A 15733-nucleotide genomic window follows, 5' to 3' on the forward strand; every position below is an offset into this window, starting at 1 on the left:
GTATCTTTAACACTATGCATTACAACAAATGCATTTGGGTCAATTCTTTCAATTTCTACTTATATTTTATTTAGTTCAAGCCTAGTGACTACGGTGTATAAAATACTAATATTGTTTTGTTCTCCTCTCGTGCCATAACCTCTTTCACCTTTGTAAATAGTTATCCCTCTCCCCATCATATTAACTACCATTTCTTTTATTTCAGCATGATGGGTTGAAACGATGGTAACCCCCATGTATTCATCTATCCCTTCAACAATAAAGTCAAGCGTTTTAGATGCAGATAAATAAGTTACCATTGAAAATAGGGCAACCTCAACTGATAAAAAATACATTGCAGTTGAAAAGATGATTACATTAATTACTATGATAATATCTCCAATGGTGGTACCAAATTTTTTACTTAAATAAATTGCCAAAATTTCAGTGCCATCGATTACTGCGCCGCCCCTTATAGAAAATCCAATACCCGCACCTAAAAAAAATCCACCAAAAATGGCGACTAAAATATCATTATTGGTAACATTTGGAAATTCAACGTTTGCTACACATAATGCTAAACCAATTATCGCAAGAGAAGTTTTAATAGCAAATTGTTTTCCAATTATATTATAACCTAATATTACAAACGGTATGTTTATTAACAATAAGATAGAATAAAGTGGAATTGAGGTGATATTAGAAATCAAAAGGGAAATTCCTGTTGCTCCGCCATCAATAAAATGATTGGTCAAAAGAAATCCCTTGAAACCAAAAGAAGCACAAAATATTCCGATTGTGATTAACAAAAAATCTTTAACATACCTTTTAACAATCACTAAAAAATCTAAATACGCTTTTGCATAGAGATAATTTGATCCACCTTTACTTTTTCGTCTTTCTACAAATTGGGTAATTTCTAAAAGATTTCTTAAAAGGTTATTCATTTTCAGTGCTTAATTAAATTGTTGTAACCTTAGATCTTAACGAATTTATTTAGAAAAATATATAAATGCATTTTTTATAATTTATTCCTTTCTAATCCCAGTGCTGTTGGGAGGCCATCTAAACTAATTAAATTATTCTCATCTATGTATTTACTCAATCCATCTGGCCCTTTTTGGCCGGCCCAAGAAAAATGGATGTCGCGATGTTCAATAAATTCATAACGAGGCACGCCAAAACCACAGGAACTTTGCACCAATTCAACATCTACCACAATGATTTGTCGCGTACTTTGATACACATCAAACAAATTGGCGTAGGTGTCCCATTTTTCGTTGGAAGGCAAAATGGTTTCCCCTTTACCATACAATTTTAGGATCAAAGGTTTCTGATCAAAAGAACAAAACATAATGGTTATTCGGCCATTCTCTAAAATATGCGCTGAAGTCTCGTTGCCTGAACTAATCACATCTAAATAGGCTACCTGATTAGGATTTATTACCCGAAAAGAATCTAATCCCTTGGGAGAAACATTGATATGTCCGCCTTCTGATAGAGGTGCTGTTCCCACAAAGTACATGTGTTGCTTTTTGATAAATGCCTCTTGCGATTCAGAAATTTGTTTGTAAAACTCTCCCATGTGATAATTTATTATTAAGTTAAAGTTAATAGCCTGAACTTCCTGCAAGTTTGCAACTAATGTGTCTTAAATAATTGAATCGTGTAATCTAATAGGTCTATGCCTCCAATTTCTCCGTGACCAGGAATAACAATTTTAACATTTGGGTATTGCTGTTTCACTTTCGCAACAGTACTTGACCATTCTCCAACATTCGCATCTCCCAAATACCCTTTTGTAGCCTGTAGTTCTTTAATTAAACATCCTCCAAATAATATATTATCCTTAGGGAAATATCCTACGACGTTGTCTTTCGTATGTCCTTGCCCAAAATATTTTACAAGCGCATGGGTATTTCCAAGGCTTAATTTGAGGGAATCGATAAATCCATTTTGAGGTACTACAACATTATTTGCTTTTGATAATTCGATGGTGCTAAAATTTCCGAATGAGGGAATATTTAACTTATGAAAGGATGCTAAGCCCCCTAGACAATCTTCGTGAAAGTGAGTGGGAACAATCGCATTTATTTTACAAAGAAGTTTTTCCTTTATAAAATTGATTAATTCTTCGGCACTTTTATTATTGGTGGGTGTATCAAATACAACTGCTTCATTTCTATCTCGAACGACCATCCCGTTACAGGGAACATTTCCAAAATCGTTTGTTGGTAAATACGAAGTATGCAAAAATGCATTTTCAGAAATTTGTGTAATTATTAAACCATCAGAATGATAAACTTCAATGCGCTTAAATTCTTTTTGCCCCAAGGTATTTTGTGCAAATAAATTTCCGCAGAGTAAAAAGGTTAGAAAAAAAAGTAGTGCTTTCATATAGTAAATATAATAAAAGATGAAGCTATCCTAAACACTGATGGACAACAAAAAAGGCTTCCGTCGATTGACGGAAGCCTTGTCCAGTTTCGCTCCCTTAATCGGTGGAATGTTGCAGCCAATTCTTACAATATAGATAGATTTTCCAAATCATTTAAATCCTTGGCTCTAAAACTAATTTTTTCGCATAGAAAAAACTGACTTATCCATTTTGGGGGGATTGCCTAAAGTATAATTAAAGGAAACACTATTTAAATAGGCGAAAACCTTACCAATTTCCTCTTTACTCAATCCTAAATAATGAGTAATCTCTTCCTTCTGTTTAAAAAGGTTGCCAGAAGTGCTGTATGTCCTATCTAATTTTGGCATAGTCAAATATACTATGAATTTTTAAACCTTCAAACAAACCGAAAAACAACAAAAAAAGTCACCATTTCTGATGACTTGTCCAGTTTTGCTCCCCTTTCCGACGAAAGATGCAGCTATAATGCGATGATTGAGTTTGTGACTATTAGGAAATTGAAGGGTTGAACTTTGTACAATTTTGCAGGAGGTTCATTTCTATTAGCAAAAATCGTACTAATTAATTCTTAAAATCAAGACTACCACAGGGAACCGTTACAACATCTGTACCGGCTGTAATCTTGTAAAATAGTGTTTTGTCTTTTAATATATATTCTGCCCTAACCGGCCACTTTGTTTTATGGATGAAAATTGCGCTGTAAAATAAATAATTATTGAATGGTGAAATTCTATTATTCAAATCCTTTAATTGATTTGATTCATTATTTAAAAGAGTTGTTATACCCTTAAGACCATAATCGAACTCCTGCACTTTGTCAATTGTCATATTTGACTTTGTAAAGGCAACTTTAGCGTACGATTCTTCAGATTTAAAAGAAATGATTGTCGGAAATTTAATTTTTAAATCCAGAGGCGATGTTGCTTCATTACGTACATTAGTCCAAAAAATGAAATAATAGTACTCTTTTCCTTTATAGGAAACGATTCCGCCCCCCTTTGGTAAACTATTTGTAATAATTATTTTCTTTTGGGAGGATGCGGTGTACACAACTTTTGAATACTCCCAATTCCTATTTTGAACTGATTGCCCATTCGAATTTAAAGAGAATAATATTAGAAGGAAAACAAAAAACTTTTTCATAAAATCAAAAAAGGGTTACACTTATACAAGTATAACCCTTTTTCTTTTATATCCGCTCCCCTTACAGACGAAAGATGCAGCTATAATTCCTTAATTGAGTATTTTACTATTGTGAAATTAAAGCGTTGAACTTTATTAAATAGTGACCTTAAATTTTACTGAACCACTTGTTTGTCAAAAACCCAAATGCTGTGGTGATTTTTTGGTATCCCCTTATATGTTTCATCTGCGATTAATTCATTTTGATTAGCGCCGAACTTATAATGAACCATATTCAAATAATTATTCCTCCACATAGTAGCTTGAAGGCCATCTTCTGTTCGTTCCAACTTGCCTTTGAATAATAGTTTAACTCTTCTTGTTCTACCATCTGCCAGCATTCTAAATCCAATTTTTCTTTTTTTATCACCATATATGTGAAATATCTTCAAACCAAAATCATCCCCACTTTGGATTATTTCAAAAATTTGACGAGTCAAATTTTTGTCTTTGTCTTCTATTGCACTTTTTTCAAAATTCAAAACCCATGTGCCGCTAAAATTGGGCGTTTGAGCTAATTCCTTTGTTTGGAATAAAATTATACAAAGTAGGGTTAGAAGTATTTTTGATTTTGAACTCATTGGCTAATAATTTATTTAAAGTTAATTAAAAAAAATCAAAAGATGCAGCTACCCTAACTAACTGATGGACAAAGAAAAAGCCCCGAAATAATGCGAGGCTTGTGTTTTTCTGCTCCCCCCTTTGTAGGAAGTTGCAACCAAATGCTAAACCAACTCCTTCAAAAAATAATCTAAATCCTGAATTTTAGTTTGAATAATGTCCCACACGATATCGTAATCAATACCGAAATAATCATGAATTAATTTATCCCTTGTACCTGCTATCTTTTTCCACTCAATGTGATTGTGTATGGACTTAAATTCATCATCCAACTTTTTAGTGGCTTCGCCAATTATTTCCAAACTACGCACAACTGCACGGCAAAGAACTTCATCGTTGATAACCTCTTCTTTGGATTTCTGTTCGGTATGTTGTAAAATAAATGTGGTTTCCACCAAGATATGGCGAACCAATTCAAGATTAGAGGCTGACATCTTGTACCTCCCTTAATATATGTGGGCCTATAAATTTACTCAATGATTGTGGCGTAACTAATTCTACTTTTCGACCTAATAAATCCTCTAAAAAGAAAGACAGGTCCATAAAATTGTCAAAACTCTTTTTCGATGGTTCAAAGTCAACCAAGAAATCTACATCACTTTGTTCCGTATTTGTTTCCTTGATAAACGAACCAAATAAGCCCAAGCTGCGTACACCATACGACTTTATCGCAGCACTATGTTGAAATAGAACCTCTAATAAATCTTGTTTCGTATGTATTTTCTCAGCATGCATTGCGGAAAATTAGAAATTTAATTTGATTTAACACAAAAAAAGTCACCATTTCTGATGACTTTCTCTTTTGCTCCCCCTCCTGGGCTCGAACCAGGGACCCCATGATTAACAGAATTAAAGTCAACAGAATAACTATTAGTAATACACTCATTGATTACATATTTAACAAAATTACAATATTAATTAATATGAAATGTCCACTAATGTTCGGTAATGTACGTGGTCCTTGGCAGATTTCTTGGCGAAAATTTGTAAATTCTCAAAATAAAATTGAACATTCATGGAAATTAAACAAAACCCATTTTCTCTATATGACTTTTTAGGTTACCTAATTCCAGGAATCACCTTAAATTATGGAGTAATATTTACATATTCTGATAACAATTTAGAAACTTTTTATAAATTAATAACGAAGTATGAAAATATATCATTAACTGTTCCATTTATAATCATATCATATATTTTTGGTCACTTTTTAAGCTTTATTTCATCACTAACGATTGAAAAATATGCATTATGGAGATATGGCTATCCATCTAAATTTTTACTTGAAGAAAATGAAAAAGAAAATTCTCCAAAATATTTTAATGAAAAAATAATTAGCGTCAACACTCTTTTAAAAATTTTACTTCCAACAATTTTACTTCCAATCTTAATTTTAGATTTTATTTCAAGAAATATTCTTAATCGAAACTATTGGAACAACAGAACATTGGACTCATTATCACGAGAAATAATAAAAGCAAAGGGAATAAATATTTACAAATCAATTACAGATGGATTAGATGTAAATTATGACAAAATCAATTTTGCTGGTGTCGATTGGTTTACAATTTTACATCATTATACTTTTGAGAGAACCAAAACCCACAATACTAAATTTCAAAACTATGTTGCTCTTTATGGATTTTTAAGATGTATTTCTTTTTTATTTATTGTGTTTTTTTGGATGAATGTCTATTCATTTTGGCAAAATAATTATGGTCTAATAAATCTAAACAAAGCAAAAACTGCCTTATTAATTCTATTACCTTACATTTCCTTTCTTTCTTTTTTAAAGTTTTATAAGCGTTATTCTTTAGAAACATTAATGGCCATGACAGTATTAAATTCAGATGAAGACAACAGTTAATACAAACAGCTATTTATCTCTTTAACCTGCTCCGATGTTAATTGGCCAACATAATGTTTTGATGTAACCACCGGAGAAGCGTGACCCATAAGTTCGGCAATGTGATTTATTGAACGACCATTTCTGTTAAGTGTTGTTGCATAAGAATCCCTTGCCATGTCTAAAACGAGGTTCAAAGATAAGTCTAACTTTTGTGTCACGTATTTCAACTCCTTATTGATTTGAGCTCCTAACTTGTGAGACTTATTATTTAATGTTTTATCTGTGTATCCTTCTTTCAGTTTGTCAATAATAAAAGGGCTATCCTTCACACATATTTTTTCAAATACTTCCTTTAGTTTATCTTTTAAAGGAACCGTAATAGGTTTTATATTACTTCTTCTTGTTGTCTTTGTTTTAGTTCTATAAAAAAGAATATTACCTGCTTGAATATTATCCCATCTCATAACTAAAAGGTCTATAAAATTAATACCATTACAACGATACAAGAACAACCAAATATCCCTTGCCCATTCTTGCTCTTTTGTTTCAAATTCATTTAACTCAGCTATCGCTTTAATTTCATCTGCACTCAAAACTATCTTTGTTGGCAAAACTGTTTTTATTCCATAACCACCAGCACCAAATGGATACTTGTATCCTTGAGGAATAAATTGAGTTACATTTCTATGATAATTAATTACAGTACGAATGTCTGTCATATATCCTGCAATAGTTACCATTGAGGTCCCTCTCTTGATTAATTCATGTTCAAAATCGATTAAGAAGTCCGAAGTAATATCTTTATAATTTAACCCCGGCTTGTACTTTTCCAATTGATTTCTTGCGGTCTTCATTCTGTTTTTAGACGCGGGTTTCAACCTCTTTTTCTCTCTAAAATATTCTGCCATTTCGAAATAGGTCATCTCGGATGGTTTAATCTGATTGACCGGTTCTTTTACCTCCTCCTTAAAAAACTCCTCTCTAAATCGTTGTCTATCGAATGGACTTAGCCTTTCGAATACCTTTTCGGCCTTCTCCAAAAACTCATCACATCGTTGTCGGTATTCTTTACTTTTTTCATCCAATGACCGTTTAACAAAAACATGATTATACTGTTGTTCCGTCAGCTTATCAACATTCAGGTACAAGACTTCACCTTGGTGTTGAACGATAACTGATAGGTTAAATCTTCCATGCTTATCGGGTCTATTCCCTCTTTTATCAAGTCTCAAATTAATTGTTGCCATATCGTACTTTTCTGTTTAATGTTGGTATCGGTGGTAGTTCCACTGTTTTGATTCCTCCCGATTTAATCCATTGGTCAAGTTCATCCCTGTCAAACCTAGGAGAACGGCCTATTTTCGAGAATGGAATTTTTCCCTTTTTCATCCATTCCCCTAAAGTTGAACGAGACACTTTTAGATATTCACATGCCATCTTTACTGTCATGTGTTTTGTGAAGTAGAAAAACATATCTTTCATAAGATTTTCCTTTAAAAACGGCGCCAAAGATATTGCTTCAAACTCAATGACGCCGCATGTTAATTGATAGTGTTAATGAATTTTAATGCCCTGTCGATATTAGATTGAAAAACCCTCCGTTTTTTCTTATCAAATTGTTTTTGGTTCGTAACCCATTTGACCTTCTTCCAATGATTATCTACATCCTCAATTTGAGGGTTTATTTCGATTCTGGGACACTCAATCTTTACTCCGGGTAAAATACCTGTTAGTTCTAATCCGGTGTCTGAAATCAAAGTTTGTAGTTGGCCAACATATTCCTCATGGGTGTACAGACCATCGTGAATCGTGAATATCGGTGCACTCGGATTTTCTTGGTTAAATCGTCTTGAAACCTTGTTCAAAAGGAAGTAACTCTCCGACCGCTGAAGGATATATGATAACTCTTTACCACCAAGGTGTTCAAGTGCCAACTCCAACCATTTATTAACCCCAGGGAAACATTCGTCCATGTACTTGACCTTTGGGTTATTCTTCCGTCTTGATTGATGACCATCAAACAGGATATACATGGTATTCTTTTTGAAAGATGACCTCTCTTTCTCCAATTCCTCCGGTGTAATCTCGGTGTCTGAATTGGTCTTAATGACATATGTGTAATAGTCTAATTCAAATGGTATTGACTGGTATTCTTGAATATTCTTTATCTCTTTGGAGTCAAAATAATGGCACCACATAAATGGAGAATATTTTATTGTACTTGAAGAATATGATATATTATTTGAAGTATTATTTGTACTACTTACTACATAATTGTTAGAATATCCGGTAGTACTTACCACCAAGTCATTACCAGTATTCCATAAACCTTGAACCATGTTACGGTCATATAATTTCTTGTATAAAGTAGGGTAAATGGTATGTAGATTATACCCCTCAATACTAGAATTAAAGAACCCATCCTTCATTACAGTGGCCAACAAGTAGGGTTGACATGACATAACATCAACCCCGACAAGTGGTTTCCCATCACATAAAATCCACGGTCGTAGATTTTTGGGGATTTGCGTAAATAAAGAGTTTAAACGATGGTTTTTGCCTGAAACCATAGGATTTAGGTCTCCGTCGTTCAATCTATCCAATATGTTTAACCACCGGCCAATCAAATTATGAATGACCATCATTTGATACTTATTGTCCCTTATTACCCGCTCCTTAAGTTGCCGGTACATATTGGTTATGTATTCAAACACACTGGTGTCAACAGATAATCCATGTTTGTCAAACTGGCTAATAAGGAAATCATACTTCTCCATCATGGCCAATCCTTCCCGATAAGATGGTCGATTCTTCTTAATTCGATTGACCACATCCAAATCCTCTGGTAATGACCGGTATTCAACCTTGCCGGTATTATACTTATCCGTTAGACGATAACTCTTACAATACTTACCGGTCTGGTAATTATGATTACATTCAATTACCGGGTCATTGGGGTTCATTAATAAGAGCATGGCGTGCCTGTAATACCTTGGACCCAAAATATCCTTCATGTTCTCTGAACACATTGTTCTGTAATAGTCATTATCCTTATAGAACTCCATATTCCCATCGTGAACTACAATACGCGATAAGACATAGTAAATCCTATATTTTAGATTTTTGGATAAGGTGTCAGAGAGATTTAACCCTGACACCATTGACTTTACATCCACCGAAACTGGTATGACTAGTCTCATGGGATATAAGTGGTTAAGTTTTTTCTCAATCTAACAGGAAGATTTAAGAATAAATTATTCTGACTGTCAAATCTAGGGATAAACGGAAATCCAAGAGGTAACCGACCCGAAATTAATATTTCATAAAAATCGAATTCAAATAATGTTGATAAAGTGCCTTCAGTAAAATCGTGCCTTTTAATATTCAAAAGGTAATACCTATTATAAACACTAAAAATTAATTCTTTCTTATTCCATTTATTTCTATTACAAATACAAATAATATCTTTTACAAAATCATAATCACTTCCTCCTTGATTAATTTTTGGGTATTCAAGGAATATTGAATAACATAATAGAGTTGCCCATTTTTTAAAATTAACAGGTTCTAGTACGGTTACTTCAATAACTTGATTTTGTTCAATTATTCTAAAATACTCGGGATGTTTTTTAATAATTTCCATAATAATTTTTATTTACTTTTTATGTGATTTAAATACATACCTCACCTTACCTGCCCAACTACATGGATAGGGATGTATGCGAGAATCTGTGTTGGGATGACACCTAAAACCTTGTGGCCACAAGAAGATGTCACTGCGATATTGCGTTACAAATTTAATATGCCAAGTAATCCCTTGCGCTAACAAATTGTTAAGGTTTTACCCTCCAAACGACCCTCTTTATTGGATTAATTATATTTTTAATGAAATGTTTATAAAATACTGTATATCTGTATATTACGATTATTTTGTTATACAAAATTTCTAATTTTAGAGCGTAAATCTCATCACTATTTCATTGTGTTTATCGCTAGACTTTGGTGTCTCAAATTGTAGAATTAACCTTACTCTACTTCTCGTAATTTAAAGGGTTTTTTGTCGTATCGGCCATAGGTGGAACTTTCAATAGGTCATAAAATTAGGATTAGGGATATTACTATCATCATCCACAATTTTTTGTCTTTAATAATACAGATTTCGCCGTAAATTGGATAGGTGGGAATTGACCCATTCGTGAAACTCAATCCATTTTTTATAAAATGACAGAAAAGGACATCTCATTAGAAGAATATTCACCGGCAAAAGGTACAATTACTTCATTATCCCAATTAACCAAGGAACAGTTTCATGACCTCTTGTCAAGTGACAATCCATCGGCAAAGAAATACCGGGATTATGCAAAGAAGGAGTTCGATTACAGGATGAAGTCTTACCAATCCCTTAACGACTTCTTCAATCATAACTCAAACACATAATATTAGAGTATACCTTGAAATGTGAAGCTCTCACATGTAGAAATTGAACAAAAAATGCAGCATTATAGCGCATTAAGGCATAATTTTAGGGTTATAACACCATAAGTCTAATATTATGAAAAAACTAAGTATTCTATATGTTCGTACCAGTTCGATTGACCAAAACTTAGATAGACAACGAGTTCAAGAGGCCAACTACGATAAGGTAATAGAGGACAAAATCTCAGGAACGGTTGCATTATTTGAAAGACCCGGTGGAAAGGAACTATTCAAACTAATCTCAATGGATTTGGTAGGTTCTGTATCCTTTTGGCAAATCGACCGCTGTGGTCGTGACCTGAAGGGAATTGTTGATTTTCTACATTTTATGGTCGAAAGGAAAATACCCGTTCATTTTATTGAACAAGGTCTATCAACTCTTAACCATGATGGAACTGAGAATCCAATTTCAAAGATGTGTATTGCCATGATGTCTGTAATAGCGGAAATGAATCGTAACATGATTAAGTCGGCACAGAAAGAAGGAATTGAACTGGCAAAACTGAAAGGCAACGTATTTTTAGGAAGAAAACATGGTACCAGCGAAGACCCGCTAAAATTCTTATCTAAGTCAAAAAATAGACATGCAATGGAATTGCTTAAGAAGAACTACAAATCTGTTGAAATATCGAAGATTACAGGTCTTCATATCAATACGATTACCAAGGTCAAAAAATTGATGTTGGTAATGTAAATGAAATGAATCATATGTAGTGATTGCTGAGACCCAAAGGATATTTGTACCTATCCTGGTAAAATGAACTATAAAAGGGGTGCCCATACGGAGTCCCCGCAGGAGGTGGTGCCGGCAGTCCCCGTATCCGAAATTGCTTAAAGGGGGATTTTACCTTTAAAACCCATTTCAATGACTTAATGGAAATAAAAATCTGCCAGAAATTTTAATCCAAAAGGGAACTTAATCCTCTAAAATCCTAAAGAAAACTTTTTTAAGTGAAATCTCATTTCAAAAATTTTGGAATTTTTTCCGGTATTTATAGTAAAGGACATTTATGAAAAATACCATCAAGAATCAGACTATTTCGAAGAAAATCATTCTCTCAGAGTCCCAATTTGAGCGTTTATCTCAGAACATAATAAACGAATTGAAAGTAAAGTATACACGAAAATGAGATTACAAGGATTTACTCAGATAGAAGACAATTTTGATAGCGAGAATTTGTCAAAATTAAAGGTCTTGAATATAACATTTACTAACCCTGATGCCTCGTATACAATTGGCAACCTTGGACTTCTAAAGGAGGTTAAGTTCTATGAAGCGTTATTCTACAAAGTATTGGAAGAACTAAAACTGGAAGAAAATGACTTGGTAGCAATTACAAGTACCTCGTTGAAAGAACTTATTTTTAATCTATCGATAATTTCAGCAATCCAAAATCAACACATTGAATTTGTTAATGAAAACATGTTCTATACCGGTCCGCTAAGAAGGAATATTCATTTTAGTGATGAAGACTTCGAATTAAACCTTGAGGACTACGATATTGATGATTTAGACGATTAGTCTAACTTAATGTAATTTACAGGAAGTCTCCACACATTGGACATCTTATAAGTTCCATCCCCCAACATTTACCTATTCTTAAACGGAAACTCAACGCTCAAAAACTCCCAGCTCAATTTTATCTTGCCTTCGTTTGCCATGGTCGGCAATACTTCATACACTAGTGCTTCAACTAACTTATCGCTTTTGATGGGTTTTACCTTAATTCGAATGATGTCATTTTCTTGTTTATAATCATCAGCCAGATGCATATCCCATGCTTTACTCAAAATCAAAGTCCACGTTTCTTTATCAGGAATAGTAAAAAATCCATATTTGCCTTTTGGAATAACTTTACCTTCAACCATTATATCCTGACCAAAATCTATCCATGTAGCTTTGTGTGCTCCCGATGACCACACTTGATTGTAGGCAACTAATCCATTCCAAATATTCCGTCCTCTCACACTCGGTGAACCATATTCTATATGTATGTGATTTGTCCCAATCATAGCCAATGCTGTCATTTTAGGACTTTTGGGTTTTACTGCTGTCATACTGGTATCGACTTTGGGTTGGTGGTTTTCGTGTTGGGCAAAAACACCCGTTGGTAGTGCCCCCAAAAGCGTTAAAACGATGATTTTTTTCATGATTTTGTTTTTCGTTTAATTTAAACTTTCATTTTGAATTCTCTCAACAGACTTTTATTTAATTTTAGTAAGAAAAAGTTATTCCAGCACCAAATCCCATATCGCTATCATAATGAGATGAAATGCCCATGTTTTTGTTTACGATGTAACGAAATCCTGCCATGTATTCCTTATCGGTGTTAAGCATAAAACTCATTCTAAGTCGTTTCGTAATAGGCATATCTTCCCTCATAAGTTGAAAACGAACATTTCCATCTTGATAGATTTCAGCTTGACCAATTATAAGCAATGGCAGCGTGTAATTCACACCGACAGTAAAAAGACTTCTTTGGTCCTTACTATTTGACTGACCAAATAGATTTGTTTCTTGTTCATCTATTCCAAACTTTCTATAACGCCAATCAAAACCAATAAATGGCATTAACCATTGCATTTTACCAATGTATCGACCGATATGTGTTTCTACTTCATATCCATGAAAATCATGATAGCCTAATCGCCATTCTGACCCAATACTCCAACGAGTACTTTGTAACATTGCCATTCCATCATTCCCACTGGTGGCAACATCATTTTCTACCATAAAATGAAATTTACGGTCGTCTGCGAATAATTTACGTTGTGCTAGTTTGGGATTAGGAATCAATGGGTTTGGCGCCTGATTTTCATAACTTAACACTCTTCCCATTCCGCTCATCATGTGATATAAGATATGACAATGGAAAAACCAATCTCCTTCAACATTGGCATTAAACTCTAGTGTATCCGTTTCCATAGGCATAACATCCACAATATTTTTCAAGGGAGCCTTTTGTCCTTGACCATTGAGCAATCTAAAATCATGCCCATGTAGGTGCATCGGATGACGCATCATTGAACCATTGTAAAGAATAATTCTAACATTCTCTCCTTTTTTGATTAGTATTTTGTCGGCTTCTGAAACGACCTTGTTATCTAAACTCCAAACATATCGATTCATATTACCGGATAGTTTAAAGTACAATTCTTTGACTGGAGCTTCCTTGGGTAATGCTGTTATGCTAGTGGACTTCAGCATGGCATAATTCAGGGTAACAATGTCTCCTAGTGCGTTGGCATTATAACGATTGGGGTCACTGTCATCTTGTTTTGGCTTAGCATCGCCAGTTATTTCAGGATACATCACCACATTCATATCCATTTGATTTAAACTCATGGCCATACCCATATCATCCAGTTCGCCATTCATCTTCATCATATCATTCATCATCTTCATACCTTCAAAATATTTTAATCGAGGTAATGGCGATTTTAATTGTTTTACACCGTTCCCAATAAAAATAGAAGCAGAATTTGTTCGGTCTTCAGTAGTTGCTAAAAACTCAAAAGCTTTGTTTTCTGAAGGAATATCGACCAAAATGTCATACGTTTCAGAAACTGCAATAATCAATCTGTCGACCTCTACGGGTTCAACATCGTTGCCATCGCTTGCGACAACTGTAATTTTGCCACCGGCATAAGTCAGCCAAAAATAGGATGATGCGCCCCCATTTGAAATCCTTAACCTAACCTTATCTCCTGCTTTTAATTCTTTTCCTGAGATACTTTTAAGTTCAGAACTTGGTTGACCATTCATGAATATTTTTTCATAATAGACGTCACTCACGTCCATCGCTAACATCCGCTTCCATTCATTTTGCAACTTGGTCTTAAAATGTCCAGCGGAGATGGCTTCGCCATAACTTTGAACGGAATTTTTTTTCAATGCAGGATAATCGTTTGCATTATGTAGCATCCTGTGAATGTTCTCGGGTTTGAGATTGGTCCATTCACTCAAAACAATTGGCAAGGTAGGTAAATCGTCTATCCCTTTTCTAAACGTTGGGTCATTTGGTCTTTTTAACATGACAAAATTGCCATACATTCCTATTTGTTCCTGTAATCCTGAATGCGAATGGTACCAATGTGTGCCATTTTGGATAATTGGAAAACGATAGATATGAGTTGTATTAGGCCGAATGGCCATTTGTGTAAGATTGGGAACTCCATCTTCCTTATTTGGTAAAAATAGCCCGTGCCAGTGCAATGAGGTTTCCTCCTTAAGTAGGTTATGAACGTGTATTTCAGCAGTATCACCTTCGGTAAATGTTAAGGTAGGCATTGGTATTTGACCATTAACTGCAATCGCTCTTTTTTCTTTACCTGCAAAATTCACTAACGTGTCTTTTACGTATAAGTCGTAGCGAACCGTTTTTTGAGAATAAAGATTAAATGAAAATAAAAGTAATATGATAACTATTGAATTCGATTTATAAAAAACGAATAATGGGTTCCATTTCATGTTTAAAGTATATTAATTTTAAAGTATATTAATAATCATGTAGCCACTCATGACTATCATCAATGCATCCTCGATTATTGTAATTGTACTCATTGGCAGATTAAAAACTGCTCCCAAACAAGCACATTGTATTTTCCTTTTATTAAAAACTGACTGCAAAACTCCAATGATACTTAAACTCATCACAGTAAAGGTGAATATGTTAGTCACTAGCGGATTAAAATTAATTAGATAAGCCATCCCTAAACTAACTTCTATAAAAGCATACAAATAAGCCCAAATTGGTATTCGCTTTGCTAATACATCGTACATCACATAACTTTCTGCGAATCCTTTAAGATTCAAAAATTTAAAGAACGAGAAAACCAAAAAGAAGCCTGCCATGAAATATTGCATAGCCATCATAATATTAAATCGTTCACTATTAATTTGTACCAATACAACAACCAAACTTATATAAAAGAAAATCAACAAAATAGGTTTATAGGTCTCAAACCATGATTTTGCTAGTTCCTCTGTTTCATTAAATTGAATGGCAGAAATCGTATACTTGGGGTCTAATGCTTGCTGTAAATCTGATAATGGAATGTGTTTATTCATCGTAATTGTGGCTGAATTATCAGCCTTAGTAACTACTACCTCAGTCACATTTTCAATCATTTGCAGCGCTGATTTCACTTTAGTTTCACAACTACTACAGGTCATACCTGTTATTTGATATGTGTGTTTCATTATT

The 15733-nt window shown here is 33.9% G+C and carries 17 protein-coding genes; 3 read left to right on the top strand and 14 right to left on the bottom strand.

Annotation, left to right across the window (positions count from 1 at the left end):
• Nucleotides 1-59: 59 nt before the first annotated feature.
• From EOJ36_RS09450 to EOJ36_RS09480, 7 genes are all read right to left on the bottom strand, one after another.
• A complete protein-coding gene (locus EOJ36_RS09450) occupies nt 60-926 on the bottom strand; it encodes a YitT family protein (RefSeq protein WP_238944455.1) in 867 nt (288 codons plus the stop codon).
• Between the two features lie 74 nt (nt 927-1000).
• Entirely contained in the window at nt 1001-1564 is a 564-nt protein-coding gene (locus EOJ36_RS09455) for a pyridoxamine 5'-phosphate oxidase family protein (protein WP_127804733.1), read from the bottom strand.
• Nucleotides 1565-1620: 56 nt separating this feature from the next.
• Nucleotides 1621-2376 carry a subclass B1 metallo-beta-lactamase gene (gene bla / locus EOJ36_RS09460; protein ID WP_127804735.1) on the bottom strand — a complete coding sequence of 252 codons (756 nt, stop codon included), beginning with the start codon at nt 2374-2376 and terminating at the stop codon, nt 1621-1623.
• A gap of 583 nt (nt 2377-2959) precedes the next feature.
• Nucleotides 2960-3541: a hypothetical protein gene (locus EOJ36_RS09465; RefSeq protein ID WP_127804737.1), complete on the bottom strand. Its 582-nt coding sequence runs from the start codon at nt 3539-3541 to the stop codon at nt 2960-2962.
• Nucleotides 3542-3696: 155 nt separating this feature from the next.
• Nucleotides 3697-4161 carry a hypothetical protein gene (locus EOJ36_RS09470; protein ID WP_127804739.1) on the bottom strand — a complete coding sequence of 155 codons (465 nt, stop codon included), beginning with the start codon at nt 4159-4161 and terminating at the stop codon, nt 3697-3699.
• 144 nt (nt 4162-4305) lie between these two features.
• Nucleotides 4306-4635, bottom strand: coding sequence for a HepT-like ribonuclease domain-containing protein (locus EOJ36_RS09475; RefSeq protein WP_127804741.1), 330 nt, complete (start codon nt 4633-4635; stop codon nt 4306-4308).
• The gene (locus EOJ36_RS09480; RefSeq protein ID WP_127804743.1) at nt 4622-4936 is read right to left on the bottom strand and encodes a nucleotidyltransferase family protein; all 315 of its coding nucleotides are present in this window, start codon (nt 4934-4936) and stop codon (nt 4622-4624) included. Before EOJ36_RS09480 ends, EOJ36_RS09475 begins: the two co-directional genes overlap by 14 nt.
• Nucleotides 4937-5216: 280 nt before the next feature.
• On the opposite strand from EOJ36_RS09480, the gene EOJ36_RS09485 reads away from it, so the two are divergent.
• The gene (locus tag EOJ36_RS09485) at nt 5217-6068 is read left to right on the top strand and encodes a hypothetical protein (protein WP_127804745.1); all 852 of its coding nucleotides are present in this window, start codon (nt 5217-5219) and stop codon (nt 6066-6068) included.
• Here EOJ36_RS09485 and EOJ36_RS09490 read toward each other — a convergent pair.
• Genes EOJ36_RS09490 through EOJ36_RS09505 form a run of 4 tightly spaced genes read right to left on the bottom strand, consistent with a single transcriptional unit; the run spans nt 6065 to nt 9693 of the window.
• Nucleotides 6065-7297, bottom strand: a complete 1233-nt coding sequence (locus tag EOJ36_RS09490) for a tyrosine-type recombinase/integrase (RefSeq protein ID WP_127804747.1) — start codon at nt 7295-7297, stop codon at nt 6065-6067. The two genes, EOJ36_RS09485 and EOJ36_RS09490, sit on opposite strands and share 4 nt — an antisense overlap.
• Nucleotides 7284-7532 (bottom strand): helix-turn-helix domain-containing protein, encoded by a 249-nt coding sequence (locus tag EOJ36_RS09495; protein WP_238944456.1) that lies wholly within the window; start codon nt 7530-7532, stop codon nt 7284-7286. Before EOJ36_RS09495 ends, EOJ36_RS09490 begins: the two co-directional genes overlap by 14 nt.
• Before the next feature lie 59 nt (nt 7533-7591).
• A complete protein-coding gene (locus EOJ36_RS09500; RefSeq protein ID WP_127804751.1) occupies nt 7592-9250 on the bottom strand; it encodes a hypothetical protein in 1659 nt (552 codons plus the stop codon).
• On the bottom strand, nt 9247-9693 hold the full coding sequence (locus EOJ36_RS09505; RefSeq protein ID WP_127804753.1) for a hypothetical protein: 447 nt from the start codon (nt 9691-9693) through the stop codon (nt 9247-9249). The genes EOJ36_RS09500 and EOJ36_RS09505 overlap by 4 nt, the downstream gene beginning before the upstream one ends.
• 909 nt (nt 9694-10602) lie before the next feature.
• On the opposite strand from EOJ36_RS09505, the gene EOJ36_RS09510 reads away from it, so the two are divergent.
• Both EOJ36_RS09510 and EOJ36_RS09515 read left to right on the top strand, forming a co-directional pair.
• Nucleotides 10603-11220 carry a recombinase family protein gene (locus EOJ36_RS09510; protein ID WP_127804755.1) on the top strand — a complete coding sequence of 206 codons (618 nt, stop codon included), beginning with the start codon at nt 10603-10605 and terminating at the stop codon, nt 11218-11220.
• A 432-nt stretch (nt 11221-11652) separates the two neighbouring features.
• Complete coding sequence (locus EOJ36_RS09515; protein ID WP_127804757.1) at nt 11653-12048, top strand: hypothetical protein; 396 nt, start codon at nt 11653-11655, stop codon at nt 12046-12048.
• Between the two features lie 68 nt (nt 12049-12116).
• On the opposite strand, the gene EOJ36_RS09520 is transcribed toward EOJ36_RS09515, so the two are convergent.
• The 3 genes from EOJ36_RS09520 to EOJ36_RS09530 all read right to left on the bottom strand — a co-directional run bounded on the left by EOJ36_RS09520 (nt 12117) and on the right by EOJ36_RS09530 (nt 15729).
• Complete coding sequence (locus EOJ36_RS09520) at nt 12117-12650, bottom strand: DUF2911 domain-containing protein (protein WP_238944457.1); 534 nt, start codon at nt 12648-12650, stop codon at nt 12117-12119.
• Nucleotides 12651-12741: 91 nt separating this feature from the next.
• Nucleotides 12742-14997 carry a multicopper oxidase domain-containing protein gene (locus tag EOJ36_RS09525; RefSeq protein ID WP_127804760.1) on the bottom strand — a complete coding sequence of 752 codons (2256 nt, stop codon included), beginning with the start codon at nt 14995-14997 and terminating at the stop codon, nt 12742-12744.
• Nucleotides 14998-15015: 18 nt separating this feature from the next.
• Entirely contained in the window at nt 15016-15729 is a 714-nt protein-coding gene (locus tag EOJ36_RS09530; protein WP_127804762.1) for a heavy-metal-associated domain-containing protein, read from the bottom strand.
• Nucleotides 15730-15733: the final 4 nt, after the last annotated feature.

Source organism: Sandaracinomonas limnophila, assembly GCF_004005965.1.
GTDB classification, from domain to species: Bacteria; Bacteroidota; Bacteroidia; order Cytophagales; family Spirosomataceae; genus Sandaracinomonas; species Sandaracinomonas limnophila.

Bases quoted from the DNA above. Each gene is read 5' to 3' on its own strand.
- EOJ36_RS09450 (WP_238944455.1), bottom strand. From the start codon at position 926: ATGAATAACCTTTTAAGAAATCTTTTAGAAATTACCCAATTTGTAGAA.
- EOJ36_RS09455 (WP_127804733.1), bottom strand. From the start codon at position 1,564: ATGGGAGAGTTTTACAAACAAATTTCTGAATCGCAAGAGGCATTTATC.
- bla (WP_127804735.1), bottom strand. From the start codon at position 2,376: ATGAAAGCACTACTTTTTTTTCTAACCTTTTTACTCTGCGGAAATTTA.
- EOJ36_RS09465 (WP_127804737.1), bottom strand. From the start codon at position 3,541: ATGAAAAAGTTTTTTGTTTTCCTTCTAATATTATTCTCTTTAAATTCG.
- EOJ36_RS09470 (WP_127804739.1), bottom strand. From the start codon at position 4,161: ATGAGTTCAAAATCAAAAATACTTCTAACCCTACTTTGTATAATTTTA.
- EOJ36_RS09475 (WP_127804741.1), bottom strand. From the start codon at position 4,635: ATGTCAGCCTCTAATCTTGAATTGGTTCGCCATATCTTGGTGGAAACC.
- EOJ36_RS09480 (WP_127804743.1), bottom strand. From the start codon at position 4,936: ATGCATGCTGAGAAAATACATACGAAACAAGATTTATTAGAGGTTCTA.
- EOJ36_RS09485 (WP_127804745.1), top strand. From the start codon at position 5,217: ATGGAAATTAAACAAAACCCATTTTCTCTATATGACTTTTTAGGTTAC.
- EOJ36_RS09490 (WP_127804747.1), bottom strand. From the start codon at position 7,297: ATGGCAACAATTAATTTGAGACTTGATAAAAGAGGGAATAGACCCGAT.
- EOJ36_RS09495 (WP_238944456.1), bottom strand. From the start codon at position 7,532: ATGAAAGATATGTTTTTCTACTTCACAAAACACATGACAGTAAAGATG.
- EOJ36_RS09500 (WP_127804751.1), bottom strand. From the start codon at position 9,250: ATGAGACTAGTCATACCAGTTTCGGTGGATGTAAAGTCAATGGTGTCA.
- EOJ36_RS09505 (WP_127804753.1), bottom strand. From the start codon at position 9,693: ATGGAAATTATTAAAAAACATCCCGAGTATTTTAGAATAATTGAACAA.
- EOJ36_RS09510 (WP_127804755.1), top strand. From the start codon at position 10,603: ATGAAAAAACTAAGTATTCTATATGTTCGTACCAGTTCGATTGACCAA.
- EOJ36_RS09515 (WP_127804757.1), top strand. From the start codon at position 11,653: ATGAGATTACAAGGATTTACTCAGATAGAAGACAATTTTGATAGCGAG.
- EOJ36_RS09525 (WP_127804760.1), bottom strand. From the start codon at position 14,997: ATGAAATGGAACCCATTATTCGTTTTTTATAAATCGAATTCAATAGTT.
- EOJ36_RS09530 (WP_127804762.1), bottom strand. From the start codon at position 15,729: ATGAAACACACATATCAAATAACAGGTATGACCTGTAGTAGTTGTGAA.